The 21,369-nt window shown below is 73.5% G+C and carries 26 protein-coding genes; 12 read left to right on the forward strand and 14 right to left on the reverse strand.

Features of this window, described 5'->3' with window-relative positions; genetic code table 11:
• The first annotated feature begins 116 nt into the window (after positions 1-116).
• Genes Dfulv_RS10070 through Dfulv_RS10085 form a run of 4 tightly spaced genes read left to right on the forward strand, consistent with a single transcriptional unit; the run spans position 117 to position 4,733 of the window.
• Complete coding sequence (locus Dfulv_RS10070) at positions 117-647, forward strand: (2Fe-2S)-binding protein (RefSeq protein WP_259862422.1); 531 nt, start codon at positions 117-119, stop codon at positions 645-647.
• Positions 644-3,010 carry a xanthine dehydrogenase family protein molybdopterin-binding subunit gene (locus Dfulv_RS10075; RefSeq protein ID WP_259862423.1) on the forward strand — a complete coding sequence of 789 codons (2,367 nt, stop codon included), beginning with the start codon at positions 644-646 and terminating at the stop codon, positions 3,008-3,010. Before Dfulv_RS10070 ends, Dfulv_RS10075 begins: the two co-directional genes overlap by 4 nt.
• On the forward strand, positions 3,007-3,861 hold the full coding sequence (locus tag Dfulv_RS10080; RefSeq protein ID WP_259862424.1) for an FAD binding domain-containing protein: 855 nt from the start codon (positions 3,007-3,009) through the stop codon (positions 3,859-3,861). The genes Dfulv_RS10075 and Dfulv_RS10080 overlap by 4 nt, the downstream gene beginning before the upstream one ends.
• Positions 3,862-3,866: 5 nt before the next feature.
• Positions 3,867-4,733: an SRPBCC family protein gene (locus Dfulv_RS10085; protein WP_259862425.1), complete on the forward strand. Its 867-nt coding sequence runs from the start codon at positions 3,867-3,869 to the stop codon at positions 4,731-4,733.
• Positions 4,734-4,742: 9 nt separating this feature from the next.
• Here the strand turns inward: Dfulv_RS10085 and Dfulv_RS10090 are convergent, their stop codons facing one another.
• The 7 genes from Dfulv_RS10090 to Dfulv_RS10120 form a co-directional block, all read right to left on the reverse strand.
• The gene (locus Dfulv_RS10090; RefSeq protein ID WP_259862426.1) at positions 4,743-5,183 is read right to left on the reverse strand and encodes a hypothetical protein; all 441 of its coding nucleotides are present in this window, start codon (positions 5,181-5,183) and stop codon (positions 4,743-4,745) included.
• 149 nt (positions 5,184-5,332) lie between these two features.
• Positions 5,333-6,772 (reverse strand): serine hydrolase domain-containing protein, encoded by a 1,440-nt coding sequence (locus Dfulv_RS10095; protein ID WP_259862427.1) that lies wholly within the window; start codon positions 6,770-6,772, stop codon positions 5,333-5,335.
• A gap of 29 nt (positions 6,773-6,801) precedes the next feature.
• Positions 6,802-7,182, reverse strand: coding sequence for a hypothetical protein (locus Dfulv_RS10100; RefSeq protein ID WP_259862428.1), 381 nt, complete (start codon positions 7,180-7,182; stop codon positions 6,802-6,804).
• Positions 7,179-8,318, reverse strand: coding sequence for a molybdopterin-dependent oxidoreductase (locus Dfulv_RS10105; RefSeq protein ID WP_259862430.1), 1,140 nt, complete (start codon positions 8,316-8,318; stop codon positions 7,179-7,181). Before Dfulv_RS10105 ends, Dfulv_RS10100 begins: the two co-directional genes overlap by 4 nt.
• A complete protein-coding gene (locus Dfulv_RS10110; protein WP_259862431.1) occupies positions 8,291-8,932 on the reverse strand; it encodes a class I SAM-dependent methyltransferase in 642 nt (213 codons plus the stop codon). The genes Dfulv_RS10105 and Dfulv_RS10110 overlap by 28 nt, the downstream gene beginning before the upstream one ends.
• Positions 8,929-9,549, reverse strand: a complete 621-nt coding sequence (locus tag Dfulv_RS10115; protein ID WP_259862432.1) for a TIGR04282 family arsenosugar biosynthesis glycosyltransferase — start codon at positions 9,547-9,549, stop codon at positions 8,929-8,931. The genes Dfulv_RS10110 and Dfulv_RS10115 overlap by 4 nt, the downstream gene beginning before the upstream one ends.
• A complete protein-coding gene (locus tag Dfulv_RS10120) occupies positions 9,546-10,205 on the reverse strand; it encodes a glycosyltransferase family 2 protein (protein ID WP_259862433.1) in 660 nt (219 codons plus the stop codon). Before Dfulv_RS10120 ends, Dfulv_RS10115 begins: the two co-directional genes overlap by 4 nt.
• A 113-nt stretch (positions 10,206-10,318) precedes the next feature.
• Between Dfulv_RS10120 and Dfulv_RS10125 the strand changes: the two genes are divergently transcribed.
• Complete coding sequence (locus tag Dfulv_RS10125) at positions 10,319-11,347, forward strand: NAD-dependent epimerase/dehydratase family protein (RefSeq protein ID WP_259862435.1); 1,029 nt, start codon at positions 10,319-10,321, stop codon at positions 11,345-11,347.
• A gap of 69 nt (positions 11,348-11,416) precedes the next feature.
• Here Dfulv_RS10125 and Dfulv_RS10130 read toward each other — a convergent pair whose 3' ends face one another.
• From Dfulv_RS10130 to Dfulv_RS10150, 5 genes are all read right to left on the reverse strand, one after another.
• Positions 11,417-12,025, reverse strand: coding sequence for a hypothetical protein (locus tag Dfulv_RS10130; protein WP_259862436.1), 609 nt, complete (start codon positions 12,023-12,025; stop codon positions 11,417-11,419).
• Positions 12,026-12,033: 8 nt separating this feature from the next.
• On the reverse strand, positions 12,034-12,186 hold the full coding sequence (locus Dfulv_RS10135; RefSeq protein WP_259862437.1) for a hypothetical protein: 153 nt from the start codon (positions 12,184-12,186) through the stop codon (positions 12,034-12,036).
• Positions 12,186-12,995: a metal-dependent hydrolase gene (locus tag Dfulv_RS10140; protein WP_259867583.1), complete on the reverse strand. Its 810-nt coding sequence runs from the start codon at positions 12,993-12,995 to the stop codon at positions 12,186-12,188. The genes Dfulv_RS10135 and Dfulv_RS10140 overlap by 1 nt, the downstream gene beginning before the upstream one ends.
• A 43-nt stretch (positions 12,996-13,038) precedes the next feature.
• Positions 13,039-13,689, reverse strand: a complete 651-nt coding sequence (locus tag Dfulv_RS10145; protein ID WP_259862438.1) for an SDR family NAD(P)-dependent oxidoreductase — start codon at positions 13,687-13,689, stop codon at positions 13,039-13,041.
• A 79-nt stretch (positions 13,690-13,768) separates the two neighbouring features.
• Positions 13,769-14,251, reverse strand: a complete 483-nt coding sequence (locus Dfulv_RS10150) for a DUF1707 SHOCT-like domain-containing protein (RefSeq protein WP_259862439.1) — start codon at positions 14,249-14,251, stop codon at positions 13,769-13,771.
• 184 nt (positions 14,252-14,435) lie between these two features.
• On the opposite strand from Dfulv_RS10150, the gene Dfulv_RS10155 reads away from it, so the two are divergent.
• Positions 14,436-15,743, forward strand: a complete 1,308-nt coding sequence (locus Dfulv_RS10155) for a sensor histidine kinase (protein WP_259862440.1) — start codon at positions 14,436-14,438, stop codon at positions 15,741-15,743.
• A complete protein-coding gene (locus Dfulv_RS10160; RefSeq protein ID WP_259862441.1) occupies positions 15,740-16,405 on the forward strand; it encodes a response regulator in 666 nt (221 codons plus the stop codon). The genes Dfulv_RS10155 and Dfulv_RS10160 overlap by 4 nt, the downstream gene beginning before the upstream one ends.
• A gap of 119 nt (positions 16,406-16,524) precedes the next feature.
• On the opposite strand, the gene Dfulv_RS10165 is transcribed toward Dfulv_RS10160, so the two are convergent.
• Positions 16,525-16,731, reverse strand: coding sequence for a hypothetical protein (locus Dfulv_RS10165; protein WP_259862442.1), 207 nt, complete (start codon positions 16,729-16,731; stop codon positions 16,525-16,527).
• Positions 16,732-16,882: 151 nt separating this feature from the next.
• On the opposite strand from Dfulv_RS10165, the gene Dfulv_RS10170 reads away from it, so the two are divergent.
• Genes Dfulv_RS10170 through Dfulv_RS10180 form a run of 3 tightly spaced genes read left to right on the forward strand, consistent with a single transcriptional unit; the run spans position 16,883 to position 19,304 of the window.
• Positions 16,883-17,851 carry an LLM class F420-dependent oxidoreductase gene (locus Dfulv_RS10170; protein ID WP_259867586.1) on the forward strand — a complete coding sequence of 323 codons (969 nt, stop codon included), beginning with the start codon at positions 16,883-16,885 and terminating at the stop codon, positions 17,849-17,851.
• On the forward strand, positions 17,848-18,669 hold the full coding sequence (locus tag Dfulv_RS10175) for an SDR family oxidoreductase (RefSeq protein WP_259862443.1): 822 nt from the start codon (positions 17,848-17,850) through the stop codon (positions 18,667-18,669). Before Dfulv_RS10170 ends, Dfulv_RS10175 begins: the two co-directional genes overlap by 4 nt.
• Positions 18,666-19,304 carry a nucleoside/nucleotide kinase family protein gene (locus Dfulv_RS10180; RefSeq protein ID WP_259862445.1) on the forward strand — a complete coding sequence of 213 codons (639 nt, stop codon included), beginning with the start codon at positions 18,666-18,668 and terminating at the stop codon, positions 19,302-19,304. Before Dfulv_RS10175 ends, Dfulv_RS10180 begins: the two co-directional genes overlap by 4 nt.
• Here the strand turns inward: Dfulv_RS10180 and Dfulv_RS10185 are convergent.
• Positions 19,285-20,259 (reverse strand): helix-turn-helix transcriptional regulator, encoded by a 975-nt coding sequence (locus Dfulv_RS10185; protein ID WP_259862447.1) that lies wholly within the window; start codon positions 20,257-20,259, stop codon positions 19,285-19,287. The two genes, Dfulv_RS10180 and Dfulv_RS10185, sit on opposite strands and share 20 nt — an antisense overlap.
• Before the next feature lie 62 nt (positions 20,260-20,321).
• On the opposite strand from Dfulv_RS10185, the gene Dfulv_RS10190 reads away from it, so the two are divergent.
• Positions 20,322-20,732, forward strand: coding sequence for a VOC family protein (locus Dfulv_RS10190; RefSeq protein ID WP_259862448.1), 411 nt, complete (start codon positions 20,322-20,324; stop codon positions 20,730-20,732).
• A 2-nt stretch (positions 20,733-20,734) separates the two neighbouring features.
• A complete protein-coding gene (locus tag Dfulv_RS10195; RefSeq protein WP_259862449.1) occupies positions 20,735-21,295 on the forward strand; it encodes a YdeI/OmpD-associated family protein in 561 nt (186 codons plus the stop codon).
• Positions 21,296-21,369 lie beyond the last annotated feature (74 nt).

Genomic DNA, 21,369 nt, shown 5'->3' on the forward strand with positions numbered 1-21,369 from the left:
AGTCAAGACCCACAGAGGGTTGCGCCGATCACTGCTTGTGCGTTCTGCTGATCAGGCAGTGGCCCGTGTGCGTCCGCCGCGCGACGGGCCAGTCGGCACGCCCCGCGGGAGGCACCATGTCCTCTTCCAACCGGTCCCGGGTCACGATCGACGTCGACGGCACGCGATACGTCGACGACGTCGAGCCCCGCACTCTTCTGGTCCACCATCTCCGTGAGCATCTCGGCAAGATCGGCACGGTCGTCGGCTGCGACACCAGCAACTGCGGCGCCTGCACGGTGCTCATGGGCAGCCCGGACCAGCCGCAGCAGTCCGTCAAGAGCTGCTCCGTCCTGGCCGTGCAGGCCGACGGCGCCAGCGTCACCACCGTCGAAGGGCTCGCCGGGCCGAACGGCGAGCTGCACGCCGTACAGCAGGCGTTCCATGAACTGCACGCGCTGCAGTGCGGGTTCTGCACCCCCGGCATGATCATGTCCGCGGTCGACCTGCTGCGCGACAACCCCGACCCCACCGAGGAGGAGGTCCGGGAGGGGCTCTCGGGCAACCTCTGCCGGTGCACGGGCTACCAGAACATCGTCCGCGCCGTGCGGTCCGCCGCCGCGGCCCTGCGGGCCCAGGCCGAGGTGCTTGCGGAGGTGACAGCGTGACCGCCGTGATCGAGCCGGAGGTCGGCAACGCGCGCAAACGCAAGGAGGACGCCCGGCTGATCACCGGGCGGACCCGCTGGACCGACAACATCACGCTGCCCGGCATGCTGCACCTGGCCATCCTGCGCAGCCCGCACGCACACGCCCGGATCGTCAGCGTCGACGTCTCCGCCGCCCTGCGCGAGCCCAACGTCGTCGCCGCGTTCTCCGGCGCCGACGTGGCCGACGTCCAGGGCAGCCTGCCCTGCGCCTGGCCGGTCACCGAGGACATCGTCCACCCGGTGCGCCCGCCGCTCGCCGTCGACGCGGTGCGCCACCACGGCGAGGCGGTCGCCGTCGTCGTGGCCCGCGACCGCAACAGCGCCGTCGACGCGCTGGAGGCGATCGAGGTCACCTACGAGCCGCTGCCCGCGGTCCTCGACCTCGCCGCCGCGGCCGAGGAGGGCGCCGACCTGGTCCACCCCGACAAGGGCACCAACCGGTCGTACACCTGGATCTTCGACTCCGCCGACGCCGGCACTGGCGGCAGCGTCGCGGACGCGGAGGCCGAGGTGACCGTCCACCGGCGCTACGTCCAGCAGCGGCTCATCCCCGCCTTCATGGAGCCGCGCAGCGTGGTCGTCGACCCGGGCGCGGGGGAGTACACGATCTGGTCGGCCACCCAGATCCCGCACATCCTGCGGGTGTTCTACGCGCTGCTCACCGGCGTGCCGGAGCACAAGATCCGGGTCATCGCGCCCGACGTGGGCGGCGGGTTCGGCGGCAAGCTCCAGGTCACGCCCGAGGAGATGATCGCCTTCCTCGCCGCGCGGCGGGTCGGCAAGCCGGTGAAGTACACGGAGACCCGCGGCGACTCGATGCTGTCGGCGCACCACGGCCGCGACCAGATCCAGGACATCACCCTCACCGCGAAGCGCGACGGCACGCTGACCGGCATCCACGTGAAGTTGCTCGCCAACATGGGCGCCTACCTCGGCCTCGTCGGCCCTGGCGTGCCGATCCTGGGCGCGTTCATGTTCAACTCCATCTACAAGGTGCAGGCGTACCGCTTCGAGTGCGTCGGGGTGTTCACGAACACGACGATCACCGATGCGTACCGTGGTGCCGGCCGGCCCGAGGCGACCTACGCGATCGAGCGCGCGATGGACGAGCTCGCCGTCGAGCTGGGGACGGACCCGATCGAGCTGCGCCGCCGCAACTGGATCAAGGCCGAGGAGTTCCCGTACACCACCGTCGCCGGCCTCGTCTACGACTCCGGCGACTACGACAAGGCCACCGACAGGGCACTGGAGCTGTTCGACTACGCCGGGCTGCGCGCCGAGCAGCAGCGCCGTCGCGACTCCCGGGACCCCGTCCAGCTCGGCATCGGCGTGTCGACCTACACGGAGATGTGCGGCCTCGCTCCCTCGCGGATCCTGGGCGCGCTGCGGTACGCCGCGGGCGGCTGGGAGAGCGCGTCGGTGCGGGTCCTGCCGACGGGCAAGGTCGAGGTCGTCACCGGCACCAGCCCGCACGGCCAGGGCCACGTCACGGCGTGGAGCCAGATCGTCGCCGACGAGCTGGGCGTCGCCTTCGAGGACGTCGAGGTCCTCCACGGCGACACGCGCACGTCGCACAAGGGCCTGGACACGTACGGGTCGCGCTCGCTCGCGGTCGGCGGCGTGGCGCTCGTCGAGGCCTGCCGGAAGGTCCGCGACAAGGCCCGCGTCGTCGCCGCGCACATGCTCGAGTGCAGCCCCGACGACCTGGAGTTCACCGGCGGCGCGTTCCGCGTCAGAGGTACACCCGATGCCGCGAAGACGGTCGCGGACGCCGCGTTCGCCGTCTTCGCCGCCCACGACCTGCCTGACGGGGTCGAGGCGACGCTCGACGCCGACGCGACCTTCGACCCGCAGACGTTCTCCTTCCCACACGGCACCCACCTGTGCGCGACGCTCGTCGACACCCAGACGGGGCGGGTCACCATCCATCGGTACGTCGCCGTCGACGACGTCGGCAAGGTCGTCAACCCGCTGATCGTCGAGGGTCAGGTGCACGGCGGCGTCGCGCAGGGCATCGCGCAGGCGCTGCACGAGGAAGCCGTCTACGACGCCTCCGGCACCCTGCTGACGGGGTCGTTCGTGGAGTACACCATCCCGAGCGCCGCCGACCTGCCGACGATCGTCACCGACCGCACCGAGACGCCGGCGACCTCCAACCCGCTCGGGGTGAAGGGCGTCGGCGAGGCCGGCGCGATCGCGGCGACGCCGGCCGTGGTCAACGCGATCGTCGACGCGCTGCGCCCGTTCGGCGTCGACGACGTGCCCATGCCGTGCACACCCGAGCGGGTGTGGCGGGCTGCCAAGAGGGGAGGTGCCGCATGATCCCGGTCGCGTTCGACTACGTCCGCCCGTCCACCGTGGAGGACGCCGTCGCCGCGCTCTCGTCGGCCGCCGACGAGGCGAAGATCCTGGCCGGCGGGCAGAGCCTGCTGCCCGTGCTGCGGCTGCGGCTCGCGGCCCCGGCGCTGCTGGTCGACCTGGGCGGGCTGCCCGGCCTGACCGGTGTCCGGCTCGACGGCGACGCGCTCGTCATCGGCGCCATGACCACCCATGCGGAGGTGGCCTCGTCGCCGCTGGTCCGGCAGCACGCCCCGCTGCTCGCCGCCGCGGCCGGCACGGTCGGGGACCGCCAGGTGCGCCACCGCGGCACCCTCGGCGGCTCCCTCGCCCACGCCGACCCGGCGGCCGACCTGCCGGCGGTCGCCGCGGCCCTCGACGCGGTCTACGCGGTGCAGGGCCCCGGCGGACGGCGGGAGATCGCCGCGGGCGACTTCTCGGTCGACCTGTTCACGACGGCGCTGTCGCCCGACGAGGTACTGGTCGAGGTACGTCTCCCGTCGACCGGCGGCTGGGCCACCCACTACGAGAAGTTCCACCGGATGGCGCAGGCCTGGGCTATCGTCGGGGTGGCCGTCGCCGTGTCGCGGTCCGGCGGGACGATCGGCGAGGCGCGGGTGGCCCTGACCAACATGGGTCCGGTGCCGCATCGCGCCCGGGCCGTGGAGTCGGCCCTGGCCGGTGCCCCGGCCACCGCGGAGGCCGTCGCGGAGGCGTGCGCCGGCGTCGCGGCGGACACCTCTGCGGTGGACGACCTCTCGGCGTCGGCGGATTATCGTCGGGAGTTGGCCCGGGTGCTCACCACGCGGGCCGTGTGCCGAGCGCTGGGGGTCTGACGACCGTGCTACTGGAACACAGCTTCACCGTCCCCGTCCCCGTCGAGCAGGCGTGGAGCGTGCTGCTCGACATCGAACGGGTGGCGCCGTGCATGCCCGGAGCCACCCTGACGTCGGTGGAGGGAGAGAGCTTCACCGGGACGGTGAAGGTGAAGCTGGGCCCGGTCAGCCTGACGTTCAAGGGTTCGGGCCGTTTCGTCGAGCGCGACGAGACGGCCCACCGCGTCCAGCTGACCGCCTCGGGCGCCGACGCCCGCGGCGGCGGGACGGCGGCGGCCAAGGTGACGGCGTCGCTGCACGAGACCGGCGACGAGACCCGCGTCGAGGTCACCACGGACCTCGACATCACCGGCAAGGCCGCCCAGTTCGGCCGCGGCCTGATCGGCGACGTGAGCGGCAAGCTGATCGGCCAGTTCGCCGACTGCCTGGCGAAGAAGCTCGCGGCCGCCGAGCCCTCAGCCGCTGCCGCTGCGGCTGCCGCAGCGCCTGCTACGGCTGCCGCGCAGGCTGAGGCGGGCGCTGTTTCCGAGGCCGCGCCTGCCGCTCCGGCCTCGCCGCCTGCCGCTCCGGCCTCGCCGCCTGCCGCTCCGGCCTCCCCGGCTGCTGCTCCGGCAGCTGGGGCGGGCGCGGCAGCCGCAGCCGAGGCGGGCGCGTCGGCCACCGGGGCGGGCGGCCCGGCCGCCGGACCGGGTGCGCCGTCCGCGTCGACACAGGCCCCGGTCGCGCCGGTCCAGCCGGAGGCGGAGCCGATCGACCTACTGGCCGTGACCGGCGTCGGCAACGCCGTCCGCCGCGCCGTTCCCTACGTGTTGACGGCCGCGGCAAGCTTCGCCGTGGTGCTGGGCATCATCTGGTGGATCAAGCGCCGCTGACCTCCATGATCACGGAAACTCGGTATTTCCGTGGTCGTGAAGCAGGCCGGCAGCTCGTCCCTGGTCACAGCATTCGACCACGGCCGCCCCGCCGATCGCAGCTGCCGCGGAGTCCGGCCGCAACTGCGGCCAGCCCCAGCCGCCGCGCTCGGTGATCGCGAACGTCTCGCGATCATGGGCGCGGTGGTTGAGTGCGGCCGGGTGGTGTGGCTGCGGTTGGTAGATCAAGGGAACGTCGGGTTGCCTGGGAGCCTGTCGCGCAATTCGGATCCCTCGCGCGTCAACCCCGACAACCTCGCCGATCTTGGAGTTGTGGTCCTTGACAAACCCGGACAAATTCGGAGGTTCATGGCGCCACAACTCCAAGATCGGCGCGTAGTTGGGCCGCCAACGCTGTCCCGGCGAATTACGCAACAGGCTCCGGGACAGCCAGATGTTTCCGATGATCAAGGAATCCGGGTCGGGTCAGGCGCGGAGCGCGGACGCCCCGGACGACGGGGCCACGGACGCCGCGGTCCGGCAAGCCTCGTCGGCCGGCCGACGAGATCGCCGACCTGCCGGCGCCGCCTGTGGAAAACCGCCGCCTTTGGACAACTCCCTCACAGGTCGAGGCCGGCCACCAGGCGGCTCAGCCACGGCACGCCCAGTTGGCTCGTCACCAGCGCCTGGAGGTGGGCGGGTACGTGCTCGCGGCTCCACGCCATCGCCTCGCCCAGCGACGCCGCAGGAAAGTCGCGCAGCGCGGCGCGGAACGCCGCCTCGTCCCAGGGGGTGCCGGGCCGGACCACCGCGCCGGTCGCCAGGGCGTCGATCTCCGCCTCGGTGAGCGGACGGGCGGCGCCGATTCGCGTCGTCAGGCGGTCGGCGACCATCATGCCGGCGACCCAGCTCTGCGCGGCCGCCGGGGACATGCTCGGGGCCGGGTCGTGGCCGTTGACCCATGCTGTCACGATGCCGCCGATGAGGCGGCCGGCGAAGTGGCTCGGGCGGTGTGAGCTGCCCGGGTCGGCGAGGTGCCACTGGTTGGCCGACACGACGACGGCGACCCGCTGGGCGGGCCAGCCCCGGGTGAAGTTGCTCCAGCCCCAGAAGTACTCGCCGCCGTGCCCGACGTAGCGGGCGTCGAGCCCACCGTGGAAGACGTTCCAGACCAGGCCCACCGCGGCCGCCGGGTCGGGGCCGGTGCCGGCCTGCGGGGTCAGCATCAGCCGGGCGGTCTGCGGGCTGAGGATCCGCCCCGACGGCAGAGCGCCCTCGTTGAGCATCGCCAGCGCGAACCGGCAGTGGTCCGACGCCGTGGTGAGCGCCGTGCCTGCCGGGTAGTCGGCGACGTACATCTGCGGCAGCACGAACTGGAAGCCGCCCAGGCTCGCGTATCCGGTGCTGCGGCGCGACAGCGCCTCATGCGGTACCGCAGCCGGGGGAAACCACGACGAGCGCATCCCGAGCGGCGTGAACAGACTGCGGCGCACCCACTCGTCGAACGGGACACGGAGCGGGTTCGCGCACTCCACGAGATAGCCCACGAGGGCGAGGCCGGTGTTGCTGTACTGGTACTGCGCGCCGACCGGCGTCGACCACAGCGGCACGAGCGACCCGCCGTACAGGTCGCTCTTGCCACGGCGGAAGACCTCCCGCAGGTGCTCGCCGAGCGGCGCGGGCGGCACGCGGTCGGTGAATCCGAACGTGGTGCCCAGCCCGCTGCGGTGCGTCAGCAGGTCCCGCAAGGTGATCGGCCGCGGCCCGTGCGGGTTGACGACCCGCAGCCCGCCGAGGTGCGGGCCGATCGGCCCGTCGAGGTCGACGATCCCGCGCTCGACCAGCTGCATGGCCGCCGCCGCGGTGTACGTCTTGGCGTCGGAGCCGATCGGGTTCACCGTGTCGGGGGTCATCGGCGCGCCGGTGGCGAGGTCCGCCAGCCCGTACCCCTTGGTCCACACCACCTCGTCGCCGACGCCGAGCGCGATCGACACGCCCGGTGTGTCGGTGTGGTCCAGGATTTCCGGAACGAGCAGGTCCAGGGCACGCACCAGCGCCATGACATCCATGCAACAAGATATAGCGCGGTTCAGCGCCGCAGCCGCCGGACGACGACCGCGCCTCCGACGGCCAGCCAGACGGCCGCGAGCGTCACCAGGAGCCCCGCGGGGAAGTTGCGCGGCGACAGGTTCCGGCCCTCGACGAGGAACGGCACCGCGATGAGGCAGACGATCGCGGAGGTCCACAGTCCGCCTCGGACGATGGAGGTGTACGGGCTGTGCCACCGCCATCCGACCAGCGCGCCCACGACGACCCCGGCGGGCAGCAGCACGAGGTCGTGCGCGAGGAGCAGCGCGACGAGGAAGCCGGCCTGGCTCAGCGGGTCGGTGCCGGTGTCGGCGAGGATGCCGGCGACGGCGTACGCCATGACGAGCACCCCGAGCGCGCCGAGCGCCAGCCTGGTCTTCACGGCCGGTCGCCGACCACGATCCGCGCCACCCACTTCGTCTGCATGACACCCGGCCGGCTCGCCGTGATGATCCGGCACGGGTAGCCGTGGTCGGCGTCGAGCACCTCGCCGTTGACCTTCAGCGCCAGCAGGCTCAGCGGGTCGGCGACGTGGACCGGCGCGATGACGCTCGAGCTGTACGCGCTGTCCCGCTGGAGCGACTCGACGAGCACCTGCGCCTCGACCGAGCCGCCGGCGAGCTCGACCAGGTCCCGGATCCGGATTCCGGTCCACACGGCGGTCGCGCTCCAGCCCTCGACGCAGGCGATCGGCAGGGTCACGGTGTGCTGCGGGAGCTCGGCGAGCTCGGCCGGTGTGAAGCGCCGGGTGCCCGCCGGGCCGCTGAGTTCCAGGCGGTACCCCGGGTCGGCGATCAGGTCGAGCACTCCCGCCGCGGCGGCCGGGGTGTTGACCGGCAGCCGCTGCGGGCCGCGCCGCGGGTCGCGCGGGCCGAGCACCGAGACCGTCGCGAGTGGACGGACGGTCTGCCCGACGGTCGCGAGGGTGACGACCCCGGCCGTGGCCGCGACGGCGCCGAGGAACGCCCGCCGGTCGCGCCGCCGCTCCGGCAGCTCGACCGCGGTCAGCGACCGGCGCACGACCGGCAGCTTCACCGCGATGTGCGTGAGGATCGCGCCGGTCACCAGCCAGGCCGTCCAGTAGTGGGCGGCGATGAACGCGAACGGCATCGGCGAGTACCAGTGCGCGACGTCGAGGATGCCGGTGACGAGCTCGAACAGCGCCGCCGAGACGAGGACCGCGACGCTCAGCCGCTCGAGCGCGTGCGCGGCGTTGCGGACCGGCGGGAACACGAAGAACCGCGGGTAGACGGACCAGAGCTTCGCAGACACCAGCGGTACCACCGCGAAACCCGTCGCGACGTGCAGACCCTGGGTCACCCGGTAGAGGTTCACGGGGCGGCTGGGCCAGAAGAACCACTGCGGCGGGTGCTGGACCGCGTGGCTGAGCAGGCCGGTGAGGAAGCAGATCGCGAACGCCGCGGCGAGGGCCAGGCCGAGCTGGCTGGTGGCCCTCTCCGAGCGCAGCTTCGAACTGAACCGCAGCCGGGTCACGGGCGTGCCAGGCGCACGAACCACCGGTCCGCCTCCGTCCACGTCTCGACCAGCCGCAGCGCGGCGGCGTCGGCGAGCCGCGCGATGTCGTCGACCGCCACGAACGCCCAGCCGAACCGCTCGCTGATCCGGTCGCCGTCGTCGAGGACCACCTCACCCTGCCAGGTGCGGGATCCGGGCGGGTCGACCTCGACGAGCAGCGCGCCGTCCCCGGCGACCAGGTGCCGGCAGCGGTCCAGGAGCCGGACCGGGTCGCCGCCGATGCCGATGTTGCCGTCGGCGAGCACCGCGGTCGTCCAGTCCCCCTCGCCGGGCAGCTGCTCGAACAGCGAACCGTGGACGGCGGGGGCGCCGCGCAGCCGTGCGTACCGCACCGCTTGCGCGCTCACGTCGACGCCGAGCGCCCGCCGGCCGCCCGCGACGAGCGCGCCGGTGATCCGGCCGGGGCCGCAGCCCAGGTCGATGGTGTCGGCGCCGCACCGGTCGAGAAGACCGCTGTCGCCGGGGCGCAGCTCGCCGTACCACGCGGCGTCGATCCGCCGCAGCGGCCGCCCGGCCCGGTCCAGCAGCCGCAGCCCGGCCCGTTCGCCGCGGGACGCCCGGCGCAGCGCCGCCCCGAACACGCCGACGGCGCTCACCGGATCCCCGCCAGCGCGGCCGCGAACCGGCTGCCCGGTGCCCGCTCGGCAGCGGCCTCCGCGTCGGCCCACGTGTCGACGTCGCGCAGGACCGGCAGCCGGGCGACGGTGAGCCCGAGGGCCCGCAGCGCCTGTTCGGTCCGCGCCCCGGTCTCCGCGGTCGACATCGGCACGTCCCGCAGCACGCGGGCGGCGTCCGGGTCGCGCAGCCCGAGCCCCCACCAGCCGCCGTCCTCGGCGTGGCCGAGCACGGCGTCGGCGCCGTCCAGCCCTTCGGCGGCCGCGGCGACCAGGTCCGGGGTCAGCTGCGGGGTGTCCATCCCGACCAGGACGCTGGCCGTGCCCGGCAGCGCGGTGTCGGCGAAGGCGTTGGCGAGCCGGGCGGCGAACCCGTCGCCGCGCTGCTCGACGTGGTGCCAGCCGGCCGGCACCGCCGAGCGTCCACTGAGGACAAAGGCCCGCCGGGCGGCCGGCGCGGCGTCGAGCGTCGCGACGGTGTCGGCGAGCGCGGCGGCGGCGAGGCCGGCGGCCTGTTCCGGCGTGCACGGCGGGCACAGCCGCGTCTTGACCCGCCCCGGCACGGGCGCCTTGGCGATCAGTAGCAGTTGCGCGTTCATCGGGCCGCGCCCAGCAGCCGGCTCATGTCCCGCACCGCGCGCAGCGTGCCGCGAACCGTGCCGGTCACCTTCGACCTGGTCCCCGCCGCGCGCGGCGCGTAGTCGACGTCGACCTCCCGGACCCGCCAGCCCTCGCCGGCGGCCCGCAGCACCATCTCCAGCGGGTAGCCGAACCGGCGGTCCCGCAGGTCCAGCGCGAGCAGGTCGGCCCGCCGGGCGGCGCGCATCGGCCCGAGGTCGGACAACCGCACCCCGCTGGCCCGGCGCAGGCGCCACGCGAGCACGGCGTTGCCGGCCCGGGCGTGCAGCGGCCAGGCGGAGCGGTCGGTCGGGCGGCGCCGGCCCAGCACCAGGTCGGCGTCGCCGGCGCGGACCGGTGCGGCGACCCGGTCGAGCTGTCCGGGGTCGAACGAGCCGTCGGCGTCCATGAAGCACACGACGTCGCCGGTCGCCGCGGCCAGCCCGGCGTGCGCGGCGGCGCCGAACCCGCGCGGGGTGGCGTGCACGACCGTCGCACCGTGCGCGGCGGCGATCTCGGGTGAGCCGTCGGTGGAGCCGTTGTCGGCGACGATCGCGCGATAGCCGGCCGGGATGCGGGACAGGACCCACGGCAGGGCGGCGGCCTCGTTGAGGCAGGGCAGCACCACGTCACTCATGAGCCGGAACGTACCCACGAACCGGGCGAAAGGTTCTTACGGCGGGATGACCAACCATTACGAACCACGAACGTCCGCCTGCGGCGGGCGGCGCGGGCGCATACGGTCGGCACATGCGCATCCTGGTCACCGGTGGGGCGGGCTTCATCGGCTCGCACATCAGCGCCATCCTGCGGGAAGCCGGCCACGACGTGGTCGTCTTCGACGCCCTTCACCCGGCCGCTCACTCCGCCCCGCCACCGGAGCCGCCCGACATCCGCGGCGACCTGCGGGACGCGCCGCTCGTCGCGCAAGCCCTCCACGGGGTGGACGCCGTGGTGCACCAGGCGGCGATGGTCGGCATGGGGGTCGACCTGGCGGACCTGCCGGAGTACGTGGGCTGCAACGACCTCGGGACCGCGGTCCTGCTGGCCGGGATGGCCCGGGCCGGGGTGTGCCGGCTCGTCCTGGCCAGTTCCATGGTCGTCTACGGCGAGGGTGCGTACCGCTGCCCGGCCGACGGTCCCGTCCGCCCCGCGCCGCGGTCCACAGTGGACCTGGACGCCGGCCGGTTCGACCCGCCGTGCCCGGAGTGCGGCCGGTTCCTGGAGCCGTCCACGGTGGACGAGGATGCGGTGCTGGAGCCGCGGAGTGTCTACGCGGCGACGAAGCTGGCGCAGGAGCATCTCGCCGGCGCCTGGGCGCGGGAGGCGGGCGGCTCGGTGGCGGCGTTGCGGTACCACAACGTCTACGGCCCCGGCATGCCCCGCGACACGCCCTACAGCGGGGTGGCGGCCATCTTCCGCTCGGCCCTGGAGGCGGGCCGGGCACCGCAGGTCTTCGAGGACGGCGCCCAGCGCCGGGACTTCGTCCACGTCACGGACGTGGCGCGGGCGAACCTGCTGGCGCTGTCGGCGGCGGGGCCGGGCTTCCGGGCGTACAACGTCAGCTCGGGCGAAACGACGACGGTGGGCGCGATGGCCCGGATGCTGTCTGCGGCGATGGGCGGCCCGGCCCCGGAGGTGACGGCCCGCTACCGCGCGGGCGACGTCCGCCACGTCGTGGCGTCCCCGGCCCGTGCGGCGACCGAGCTGGGCTTCCGCGCGGAGGTGCCCCTGTCATCGGGGCTGCGCGACTTCGCCACCGCCGCGCTGCGCTCCTGAGCTCACCCGCCCGACGTTACGCTCGGTAACCTCGGCGGAGTTCTCGCCGAGCCCGGAGCCGTGGCGGTCCTATTCCGCGGCGCGGGCGCGGCCCTCGTCGAAGAAGGCGAACACACCCTTCACGTCGCCCAGGTCGCGGACCGGCACGGCGGCGCCGAAGGGGACGTTCCAGAAGGAGCCCTGGCGGGGCCGCCACGGGCCGACGTACGCATACGGCTCGTCGATCGCCGCGTCGCCCGCCGACACGCCGTAGTTGACCTCGTCCACCGAGATGCCGACGTCGAAGTGTTCCGGCCACAGGACCGGGACGGCGTCGGCCGACAGGCGGCGCAGCGCCGCGTCGCCGATCGCCAGCGCCGCCAGGATCGTCGCCGCGTCCTGTATGACCACCGTGTCGTCGGGGCCGGCGCCGGAGTGGTCGTGGTAGACGCCCTCAGGGACGCCGACGTCGACGCCCGCGTCCGCGGCGAGCTGGGCGAACGTGCGGCCCGCCAGGGGAAACCGCTGATCGCCGGCGACCACCAGGGCGTCGGCCTGCACCGCCAGGTCCGGCGCGGCGACCGTGGCGAAGCCCCCCGGGGTCACCCGCAGCCGGATCGTGCCGCTGCGACGATGCTGCGGACCGGCGAGGACCAGCTCGGCGAGGCCGTGGAGGGACTTTCGCGTCTCGTTGGTCACAGCACCCATCATGCCCTGAGCAAGAGGGTCGCCGCGTTGTTCCAGCACACGGCGCGCAACCAGTCGTCGCCGAGGTCCAGTTCGCGCACCCGCGGAAAGGAGGTCGGTGGGGGCCGCGCCGAAGAAGCCCGCCAGAAGCCGGGGACCTCGTTGTCGTCCATCACCCGATAATGTTGAACCGCTCCAGCAGTGTCGGCAGGACGAGGACCGCACCGGCGAAGATGGCGATGGTCGCGAACACGGTGCGCAGGAAGACCGTCTCGGTCTTGTTGCCGGCGACCAGCGCGATCGAGTCCGGCAGGCCGATGTTGCGCCACATCCGGCGGCCGGTCGGGATGGGCCAGAAGATCGGGCAGCCGTGCCGGGTCAGCATGTCGCCCGCCAGGTGGACGAGCCCGCCGACACCGACGGCGACCCCGAGCAGCGGATAGCCGCGGTCGCCGGGCAGCCGCTCGTAGACCAGGTACGCCGCGCCGGCCGCGGACAGGGTGACGATGAGCCAGCCGGCCCGCTCGGCCCACTTCTCGAACAGGCCGCGCAGCGCGAGCGCGAACGAGAAGAACAGCACGCCCATGACGGCCCACTTGCCGTAGGCGTTGCACAGGGCCAGGGTGCCGTAGCCGACGCCGACGTTGAAGACGATCGTGTGGGTCAGGGTGCGGTGCCCGTTGCGCCGCTGGGGATCGCGCTTCATGCGGGTCAGCTTGTAGACGCCCAGCGAGAACTTCTCGACGCACTCGGCCAGGAACAGCGACAGCACACCGAACGTCTGTGCGACCGTGGCGCCGCCCCGCCGCGCGGTCACACGGCCGGAGAGGTCGAGGTCCGGCAGCAGTGCGCCACCGGCGCAGATCGCGGTGCCGACGGCGAGTTGGAGCGGAGTCTGGTGGAAGTCGGCCAGCTGATCAAGTGCCAGCGAGCCGCCCAGCCAGACCGCCGCTCCCGAGAGTGCGTGCGACGAGCCCATCATGCCCACGGATGATCCCAGGTGGACGATCATTCGTACATAGGATCTACAGTCGCATCGATGTGCCCGCAACGTCGAGTGTCGTTCCGGTCATGCTCGCCGCGGCGTCGGAGGCCAGGTAGAGCGCGGCGAACGCGACATCGTCCACCATGGACGATCGAGGTGTCCACGTTACGACATTCGCGCGGACGCCCTCGCCGGCCACCTGCCGGGCGAAGTGTTGTGTGAGCGCGGTCACGCCACCGCCGACCGCGGTCGTCGCCGGGTCCGCGCCGACCGGTGCGAGCGTCACGACGGCACCCGCCCGCGCCTCGACCATCGCCGGTACGAACGCCTGCAACGCCTGCAGGGTGGCGGTCAGCCCGCTGTCGACGACCTGCTGCCAGTCCGCGCCGGCATGCGCCGTGCAGGTGAGCACGAACAGCAGGTCGGGCGCGCCGACCTCGGTCAGCACGCTGACGCGCACGGCGTCCATCGCCGCCGCGTCCGCGCTGTCGGCCAGGATGCCGATCGCCTCGGCGCCGAGCCAGTGCAACTCGTCCACCAGGTCCTCGAGACCGGCCTCGTCGTCACCGATGACGGCGATCCGCGCGCCACGGTTGGCGAGCATCCGGCAGACCGTGCCGGCCACCCCGTCCGCCGGTCCGAGCACCACCGCGACCCGGCCCTTGAGCTCCGGGAAGGTCGATCCGAACATCACGCCCCGCTCTCCTGACGGCCTCTCATGACGACGGGGAGCCGCCGCGCCGGGCGGCTCCCCGTAAGGACTCCCCGGCTCAGCGACTCCAGCCCTGCCGGTCCGACGCGGCGCCCCACGGCCCCCGCCCCCAGCGCCGGTGGTGCCAGTGAGCGCCCCCGTCCTCCGCCCAGTGGCGCCAGCGCGCGTGCTTCGCCACGCTCAGGACCAGGAAGAACAGCGGGATCGCCGGCCAGAAGAAGTGGGCGCCGGAGAGCACCCACAGCCCGGTCAGCAGCACCGCGAGCACCACGACGAACGCCACGTGGCTGCGGAAGTGCCGCTTGCCGTGCCGCGTGAACTCCGCCTTCGCCTCCGGCGTCTCGTGCAGTCCCCGCCGCCCGCCGTCGGGCAGGTCGGCGGTGAGCGGCGGCAGCTCGTCCCGGTACTTCGCCGCGTACACCTGGCTGAGCCGCTCTTCCCCCTCTTCGAGGGTCAGCCGTCCCTCGGTCATCCCGGCACGCACCATCTGGGCGTACTGTTCGCGCTCCCCGTCCGAGGCGCGTACCCGCTCGCCGACCATGTCGGCCCCCTTCCTCGTGATGGACTCCAGCGTGCCGATCGGCGGCGCCGAGCGCGTCGCACCGGTGTCGGCTCGTGCGGTACCGCATCCGGAGCAGCGCGGCCGGGCGCGTACTCCAGCGGGAGTAGGCGCCGCTCGCCGGGAAGGCGATGTCCCCCGGCAGGGCCTCGACTACGGTCGACGTGTGAGGAGACGAGCGCCGTGGGGCCACGAGCTGCGCGCCATGCGCGACGCCCACCGCGACGCCGTCCGTGCCGCCCGCCACGCGCACCGGATGGAGCAGCTGGAGCGCCGCCGCGGGCACCGGCGCTGGCGCGGGCCGAGCCCGGTCGGCATCGCCGTTTTCCTCGCGCTCGTGCAGGTCTTCGGCACCCGTGCGGCCGCATACGGCTCGACCGGCCCGCATGCCCTCGACCAGACCGCCTACCTGCTGCTCGTCGCCGGCCCGGCGGCGCTGGTGCTCCGCGACAAGCTGCCGTTGTTCTCGCTGTTCGGCGCCCTCGTGCCCACGGTCGCCTACTTCAGCCTCGGGTACCCCGACGGCCCGGGTTTCATCGCCGCGATCGTCGCCATGTTCACCGCCCTGGCGGCCGGCTTCCGCTGGCTGACGTGGCTGGCGGTGGCCGCCGCGTACACGGTCTTCGTGATCCTGGTGCCGCCCGGCTATTCGCTCTCCCGGCTCATCATCATCGGGGTGTGGTGCCTGCTGATCGCCGGGTTCGGTGAGGCCGCCCGGGTGCGCGGCGTGCGGTACAGCCAGATGGCCCGTGACCGCGCGCACCAGGAGGCCCTCGCCCGGGCCGAGGAGGAGCGGGCCCGCAAGGAGCAGCAGCGCCGGCAGGCCAGCGACGAGCGGCTGCTCATCGCCCGCGAGCTGCACGACGTCATCGGGCACCACCTGTCCCTGATCAACGTGCAGGCCGGCGTCGGGCTGCACCTCATGGACGAGAACCCCGAGCAGGCGCGCACCGCGCTCGCCGCGATCAAGCACGCCAGCGCCGAGGCGCTGAAGGAGACCCGGGCGGTGCTCGCCGGGCTCAACCCCGGGGAGGCGGCGCCCCGCACGCCGACCCCCGGCCTCGACGACGTGGACCGGCTCGTCGCCGAGGCCCGCGGCGCCGGCCTGCCCGTGACGGTGGAGACGGCCGGCACCCCGGCGTCGTTGCCGCCGCAGGTCGACCGCGCGGCGTACCGCATCGTCCAGGAGGCGCTCACCAACGTGCGCCGGCACGCCGGCCCGGACGCCGTGGCGACGGTGGTCATCGCCTACGGTCCCACGGAGTTGAGCATCCTGGTGTCCGACAACGGCACCGGCCCGGTGAAGTCCGAGGAGGGCAAGGCCGACGGGGTCAGGGCCGGGTCGGGGAACGGCATCGCCGGCATGCGCCACCGCGCGGCGACCTTCGGCGGCACCGTCGAGGCGGGGCCACGCGACGACGGCGGTTTTGCGGTCCAGGCCCGCATCCCCCTGCGTGAGGAACAGACGACGTGATCAGAGTGCTGCTGGCGGACGATCAGGCGTTGGTACGGGCCGGCTTCCGCGCCCTGCTCGACGCGCAGTCCGACATCGAGGTGGTCGGCGAGGCGGCCGACGGCGCGGAGGCCGTGCGGCTGGCGGTGCAGACCCGCCCGGACGTCGTGCTCATGGACATCCGCATGCCCGTCCTCGACGGCCTCGAAGCGACCCGGCAGATCGCCGCCGACAGCCGCCTCGCCGACGTGCGGATCGTCATTCTCACCACGTTCGACCTGGACGAGTACGTCTTCGAGGCGCTGCGGGTCGGCGCCAGCGGCTTCCTGGTCAAGGACACCGAGCCGGTCGACCTGCTGCGCGGTGTCCGCGCGGTGGCGGCCGGCGACGCGCTGCTCTCGCCGGGCGTGACGCGCCGGCTCATCGAGGAGTTCGCCAGCCACTCACGGGCACCGCTGGCCCCGATGTCCCTCGACGCGCTCACCGACCGCGAACGCGAGGTGATGGCCCTCGTCGGCGCCGGACTGTCCAATGAGGACATCGCGAGCCGGCTGTTCGTCAGCCCGGCGACCGCGAAGACCCACGTGAGCCGGGCGATGATCAAGCTCGGCGCCCGCGACCGGGCCCAGCTGGTCGTCTTCGCCTACGAGGCCGGCCTGGTGCGGCCCGGCTGGCTCGGCTAGGGGCGATCACCGTCCGGCACCGGTCTTGTAGTCGACGTGGATGCTGCCCCGGGAAGGTGGTGCGGAAAATGCGAAACGGCCGCCCCCACACGGGGAGCGACCGTCCGAGCAGCCGGCCGTCAGTCGGCCAGCGCGACGATGCCCTGCGCCCAGCGGAAGTACTTGTTGGTGCCGAGGTCCCGCACGGTCTTGATGCCGAACGCGGCGGCCAGCTTCTCGGCGTCGCCCTCGCTGACGCCGGCGATCGCGGTGACAGGGGCGTCGGCGAGCTCCTGCGCGCTCTTGCCTTCCCACTCCTTCATGAGCTTCTTCTCGAGACCCAGCATGTGGCGCTCCTTCTCATCGGGGGAAACCCGCGACAGGCTACGTGGCCGTGTCACTGCCCGCAAAGTGCCTGGCGGACGACCGACTCTGTGGTTGTGCTTGCCACGTCGCCGCGATTCTGGGGATGATCTGAGCATGGCCGGCCAATGGGGGCTGACGGTTCCGCTCACCGGCGTGCCGCTGCCCGATCACGCAGCGTTGCTCGCCGCACTCCCGGATCTCGGGTACACCGACGTGTGGACCTCGGAGGTGGCGGGGACCGACGCGTTCACCCCGCTGGCGCTCGCCTCGGTCTGGTCGCCCGCCCTGCGGCTCGGCACCGCGATCGTCCCCGCCTTCACCCGCGGCCCCGGGCTGATCGCCATGCAGGCGGCCACCCTCGCCGAGGCCGCGCCGGGCCGGTTCGCGCTCGGCATCGGCGCCTCGTCGCCCGTCGTCGTCGGCGACTGGAACGCCGTGCCGTTCGAGCGGCCCTACGAGCGCAGCCGCGACGTGCTGCGGTTCCTGCGGTCCGCGCTCGCCGGCGAGCTCGTCGACGGCGCCTTCGACACGTTCGAGGTGCGCCGGTTCCGGCTGGAGCGCCCTCCCGCGGTACCGCCCCGGCTCCTCCTCGCCGGCCTGCGGGCCCGGATGCTGCGCCTGGCCGCGGCCGAGGCCGACGGCGCGATCCTCAACTGGCTGTCGGCCGGGGACGTGGCGACCGCCCGTGCCGAGCTGGCCGGCGCACCCGGGGATTTCCAGGTCGCGGCCCGGATCTTCGTCTGCCCCACCGCCGACGCCGCCGAGGCCCGCGAGACCGGCCGGCGGCTCATCGCCGCCTACCTGACCGTGCCCGCCTACGCCGCGTTCCACCGCTGGCTCGGCCGGGGTGAGGTGCTCAAGCCGATGTGGGACGCGTGGGCGGCCGGCGACCGCAAGGGTGCGCTGCGGGCGATCCCCGACGAGGTGGTCGACGAGCTGATCGTCCACGGCGGTCCCGCCGAGTGCCGAGCGCACGTGCGGCGCTACACCGCCGCCGGGATCACCACCGCGGTGATCGCGCTGCTGCCGACCAGGGATCTGGTCGCGGGCGGTGTGCCGGCGCTGCTCGACACGCTGCGGGAGCTGGGGGCCGGGTCGTGAACCTCGAGGGACGGGTCGTCGTCGTCACCGGCGCCGCGGGCGGGATCGGCACCGCGCTCGCCCGGCGGTTCGCCGCCGAGAAGGTCGCCGCGCTGGTGCTCGCGGACCTCGACGGGGAGGCGGCCGCGGCGGTCGCCGCCGAGTTCGCCGAGCTCCCGGTCGAGACGATCGGGGTCGCCGCCGACGTCACCAGCGAGGGGCAGATCGCCGAACTCGTCGAGGAGACCCTGGAGCGGTACGACCGGATCGACCTCTTCTGCGCCAACGCCGGCATCACCACCGGCGTGGGCCTCGAGGCCTCCGACGACGTGTGGTCCCGCACGTGGGCGGTCAACGTGATGTCGCACGTCTACTCCGCGCGGGCGGTGCTGCCGTCGATGCTGGAGCGTGGCGAGGGCTACCTGCTGCACACCTGCTCGGCCGCCGGGCTGCTCACCGCGGTCGGCGACGCGCCCTACGCGGTCACGAAGCACGCGGCGGTGTCGTTCGCGGAGTGGCTGTCCATCACCTACGGCGCCCGCGGGATCCGGGTCAGCGCCCTGTGCCCGCAGGGCGTCGACACGCCGATGCTCCAGGAGGGCCTGACCGCCGGTCACGTCGGCGCCCGGGTGACGGCCGCCAGCGGCCAGGTCCTGCCGCCCTCGGCCGTCGCCGACGCGGCCGTCGCCGGGCTCGCCGAGGAGCGGTTCCTCATCCTGCCGCATCCCGAGGTGGCGAAGTACTACCTGCACCGCGCGACCGACACCGACCGGTGGCTCGCGGGCATGCGAGGGCTGGCCGCATCGATGGGGGCGCCGGACCCCGCGCGCGACTCATGAGGCACCCGGACGTTCTCAACCCCGCACTCGACGTGGTGGTGCCCTTCGTCCGCGGACGGGAGGGCCGGTCGCTCATCGGCATCTGCGGGCCGCCCGCGGCCGGCAAGTCCACGCTGTCCACCGCGCTCTCCGACGCCCTGAACCTCCACGATGGACTGTCCAGTGCGGCCGTACCGATGGACGGGTTTCATCTGTCCAACGTGGAGCTGGACCGGCTCGGCCTGGCCGGCCGCAAGGGCGCGCCCGAGACGTTCGACGCCGCCGGGTTCGTGCACCTGCTGCGCCGGCTGCGGGACGGGGAGGACCTCGTCTACGCGCCCAGCTACAGCCGCACGCTGCACGAGTCCATCGGCGGGGTGATCCCGGTGCCGTCCGCGGTGCGCGTGATCGTGGTGGAGGGCAACTACCTGCTGCTCGACCACGGCCCGTGGGCGTCCGTGCGCGGCCTGCTCGACCTCGTGCTGTACCTCGACGCGCCCTCCTCCGTGCGCCAGGACTCGCTGGTGCGCCGGCAGCTGGCCAAGGGCCTCGACCTGCACGACGCGCGGGACTGGGTCGAGCGCAGCGACGAGCGCAACGCGGTGGTGATCGCGCAGACCCGCGACCGGGCGGACCTCATCCTGACCCGGTCGTAGCGCCGCCCGCTGCCCGCTCGTAGCGGGCGGCCAGTTCGCGCAGCAGGTCCTTGAGCTCGGGCGGCTCCAGCACGGTGAACGGCACGTCGAACTTGCTGAGGTACGTCACCAGGTCGTGCAGCGAGTCGGTGCCGGTGACCAGCTCGCACGTACCGTCGTCGAGCGGGACGACCTGCCCGGACGTGGTTGTGCTGCGCTCGGCCACCACCTCGGCCGGTGCGTGGAAGCGGATGCGGGCACGGTATGGCCAGACCAGCGACCGCACGCCGCGCAGCACGTGGGCCGCGGCGTCGCCGCCGGGCGGCTCGCGTGGCACGAACCGCGGGCCGGTCGGCGGCAGCGGGCGGATCCGGTCGGCGCGGAACGTGCGCCAGTCCCGGCGATCCGTGTCCCACGCCAGCAGGTACCAGCGGCGTCCCGTGTAGACGAGCGTGTGCGGTTCGACGTCGCGCACGCCGGCGGTACCGTCGTGGCTGACGTACTCGAAGCGGAGCCGTTCATGGCCGTATGCGGCGGCGGCGACCGTCGTCAGCGTGCCCGCGTCGACGGTGGGCCCGCCGCCGGCCGCCGAGACCGTCGCCGAGCGCAGGGCGTCGACGCGGGGCCGCAGGCGCTTCGGCAGCGTCCGCTCGAGCTTCGTCAGTGCCCGCAGCGACGCGTCCTCGATCCCGCTGACGGTGCCCGCCGCGGCGGCCCGCAGGCCCACGGCGACCGCCACCGCCTCGTCGTCGTCGAGCAGCAGCGGCGGCAGCGCGGTGCCGGCGCCCAGCCGGTAGCCGCCGGCCGGGCCGGTGGCCGAGTCGACCTGGTAGCCCAGCTGGCGCAGCTTGTCGACGTCGTTGCGGACGGTCCGGGTGGTGACCTCCAGCCGCGCCGCGAGCTCGGCGCCGGACCACTCCCGCCGCTGCTGGAGCAGGGAGAGCAGGCGCAGCAGGCGTACCGAGGTTTCCAGCATTGCTCGATTCTGCCGCAGATTGAGGAACCTAACGTTCCGCAATACGCCATACCGTGGGGTTCATGACCGACACACTGAAACTGCGGGGCCTGGCCAACGTCAGCTACTGGGCCGCCGACTGGAAGGCCGCCAAGGACTGGTACGGCGAGCTGATCGGCTTCGAGCCGTACTTCCTCCGCGACGGTTACGCCGAATGGCGCCTCGGCGACGACCTGGACGAACTCGGCCTGATCGACAGCCGGTACCGTCCTGCGGGCATGGCGTCCGGCCCAGGCGGTGCCGTTCTGTACTGGCACGTCGACGACGTGCACGGCATGTTCGCGCGGCTGCTCGCCATGGGCGCCACCGAGCACGAGCCCCCGCAGGACCGCGGCTCGGGCTTCGTGACCGCCACGGTCGTCGACCCGTTCGGCAACCTGCTGGGTGTCATGTACAACCCGCACTACGCCGAGATCCAGGCCGCGAGGGGCTGACGATGGACGACGCGGAGATCATGGACTTCGCCGACACCGGTGCGTGGGACGGCTGGCTCACCGAGCACGGCGCCTCGACGCCGGCCGTCTGGCTGCGGATCGCGAAGAAGGGCTCGGCGGTGGCAGGCTTGACGGCGGCTTCGGCCGGGGACGTGGCCCTGTGCCACGGCTGGATCGACAGCCATCGCCGCAGCCTGGACTCGACCCACTTCCTGCAGCGCTTCTCACCGCGCCGCAAGGGCAGCCCGTGGTCGAGGATCAACGTCGAGCGCGTCGAAGCGCTGGAGGCCGCCGGCCGGATGCGCCCGGCAGGCGCCGCCGAGGTGGCGGCCGCGAAGTCCGACGGCCGCTGGCAGGCGGCGTACGCTTCGCAGCGCACCGCCCCGGTCCCCGCCGACCTGGCCGCCGCGCTGGCCGAGGACCCCCGCGCGCGAGCGGCGTTCGAGTCACTGGGCCGCAGCGCCCGCTACGCAACCTTCCTGCCGCTGCTGAAGGCCCGCACGGAGCCCGAACGCCGCCGCGCCCTTCACCGCGCTCTGGTGACGCTGTCCGGCTCGTCCTGACGGCGTCCCCGGTTCCTGGGCTGCTCTGCCGGGCTGGGCTGCGACCTCATCGTGGACGGAAGGGTGCCTTAAAT

The sequence above is a fragment of the Dactylosporangium fulvum genome, from assembly GCF_025137375.1.
Classification (GTDB): domain Bacteria; phylum Actinomycetota; class Actinomycetes; order Mycobacteriales; family Micromonosporaceae; genus Dactylosporangium; species Dactylosporangium fulvum.

Bases quoted from the DNA above. Each gene is read 5' to 3' on its own strand.
- Dfulv_RS10070 (WP_259862422.1), top strand. From the start codon at position 117: ATGTCCTCTTCCAACCGGTCCCGGGTCACGATCGACGTCGACGGCACG.
- Dfulv_RS10080 (WP_259862424.1), top strand. From the start codon at position 3,007: ATGATCCCGGTCGCGTTCGACTACGTCCGCCCGTCCACCGTGGAGGAC.
- Dfulv_RS10095 (WP_259862427.1), bottom strand. From the start codon at position 6,772: ATGGCGCTGGTGCGTGCCCTGGACCTGCTCGTTCCGGAAATCCTGGAC.
- Dfulv_RS10115 (WP_259862432.1), bottom strand. From the start codon at position 9,549: ATGAACGCGCAACTGCTACTGATCGCCAAGGCGCCCGTGCCGGGGCGG.
- Dfulv_RS10120 (WP_259862433.1), bottom strand. From the start codon at position 10,205: ATGAGTGACGTGGTGCTGCCCTGCCTCAACGAGGCCGCCGCCCTGCCG.
- Dfulv_RS10125 (WP_259862435.1), top strand. From the start codon at position 10,319: ATGCGCATCCTGGTCACCGGTGGGGCGGGCTTCATCGGCTCGCACATC.
- Dfulv_RS10135 (WP_259862437.1), bottom strand. From the start codon at position 12,186: ATGGACGACAACGAGGTCCCCGGCTTCTGGCGGGCTTCTTCGGCGCGG.
- Dfulv_RS10140 (WP_259867583.1), bottom strand. From the start codon at position 12,995: ATGATGGGCTCGTCGCACGCACTCTCGGGAGCGGCGGTCTGGCTGGGC.
- Dfulv_RS10145 (WP_259862438.1), bottom strand. From the start codon at position 13,689: ATGTTCGGATCGACCTTCCCGGAGCTCAAGGGCCGGGTCGCGGTGGTG.
- Dfulv_RS10150 (WP_259862439.1), bottom strand. From the start codon at position 14,251: ATGGTCGGCGAGCGGGTACGCGCCTCGGACGGGGAGCGCGAACAGTAC.
- Dfulv_RS10165 (WP_259862442.1), bottom strand. From the start codon at position 16,731: ATGCTGGGTCTCGAGAAGAAGCTCATGAAGGAGTGGGAAGGCAAGAGC.
- Dfulv_RS10180 (WP_259862445.1), top strand. From the start codon at position 18,666: ATGAGGCACCCGGACGTTCTCAACCCCGCACTCGACGTGGTGGTGCCC.
- Dfulv_RS10185 (WP_259862447.1), bottom strand. From the start codon at position 20,259: ATGCTGGAAACCTCGGTACGCCTGCTGCGCCTGCTCTCCCTGCTCCAG.
- Dfulv_RS10190 (WP_259862448.1), top strand. From the start codon at position 20,322: ATGACCGACACACTGAAACTGCGGGGCCTGGCCAACGTCAGCTACTGG.
- Dfulv_RS10195 (WP_259862449.1), top strand. From the start codon at position 20,735: ATGGACGACGCGGAGATCATGGACTTCGCCGACACCGGTGCGTGGGAC.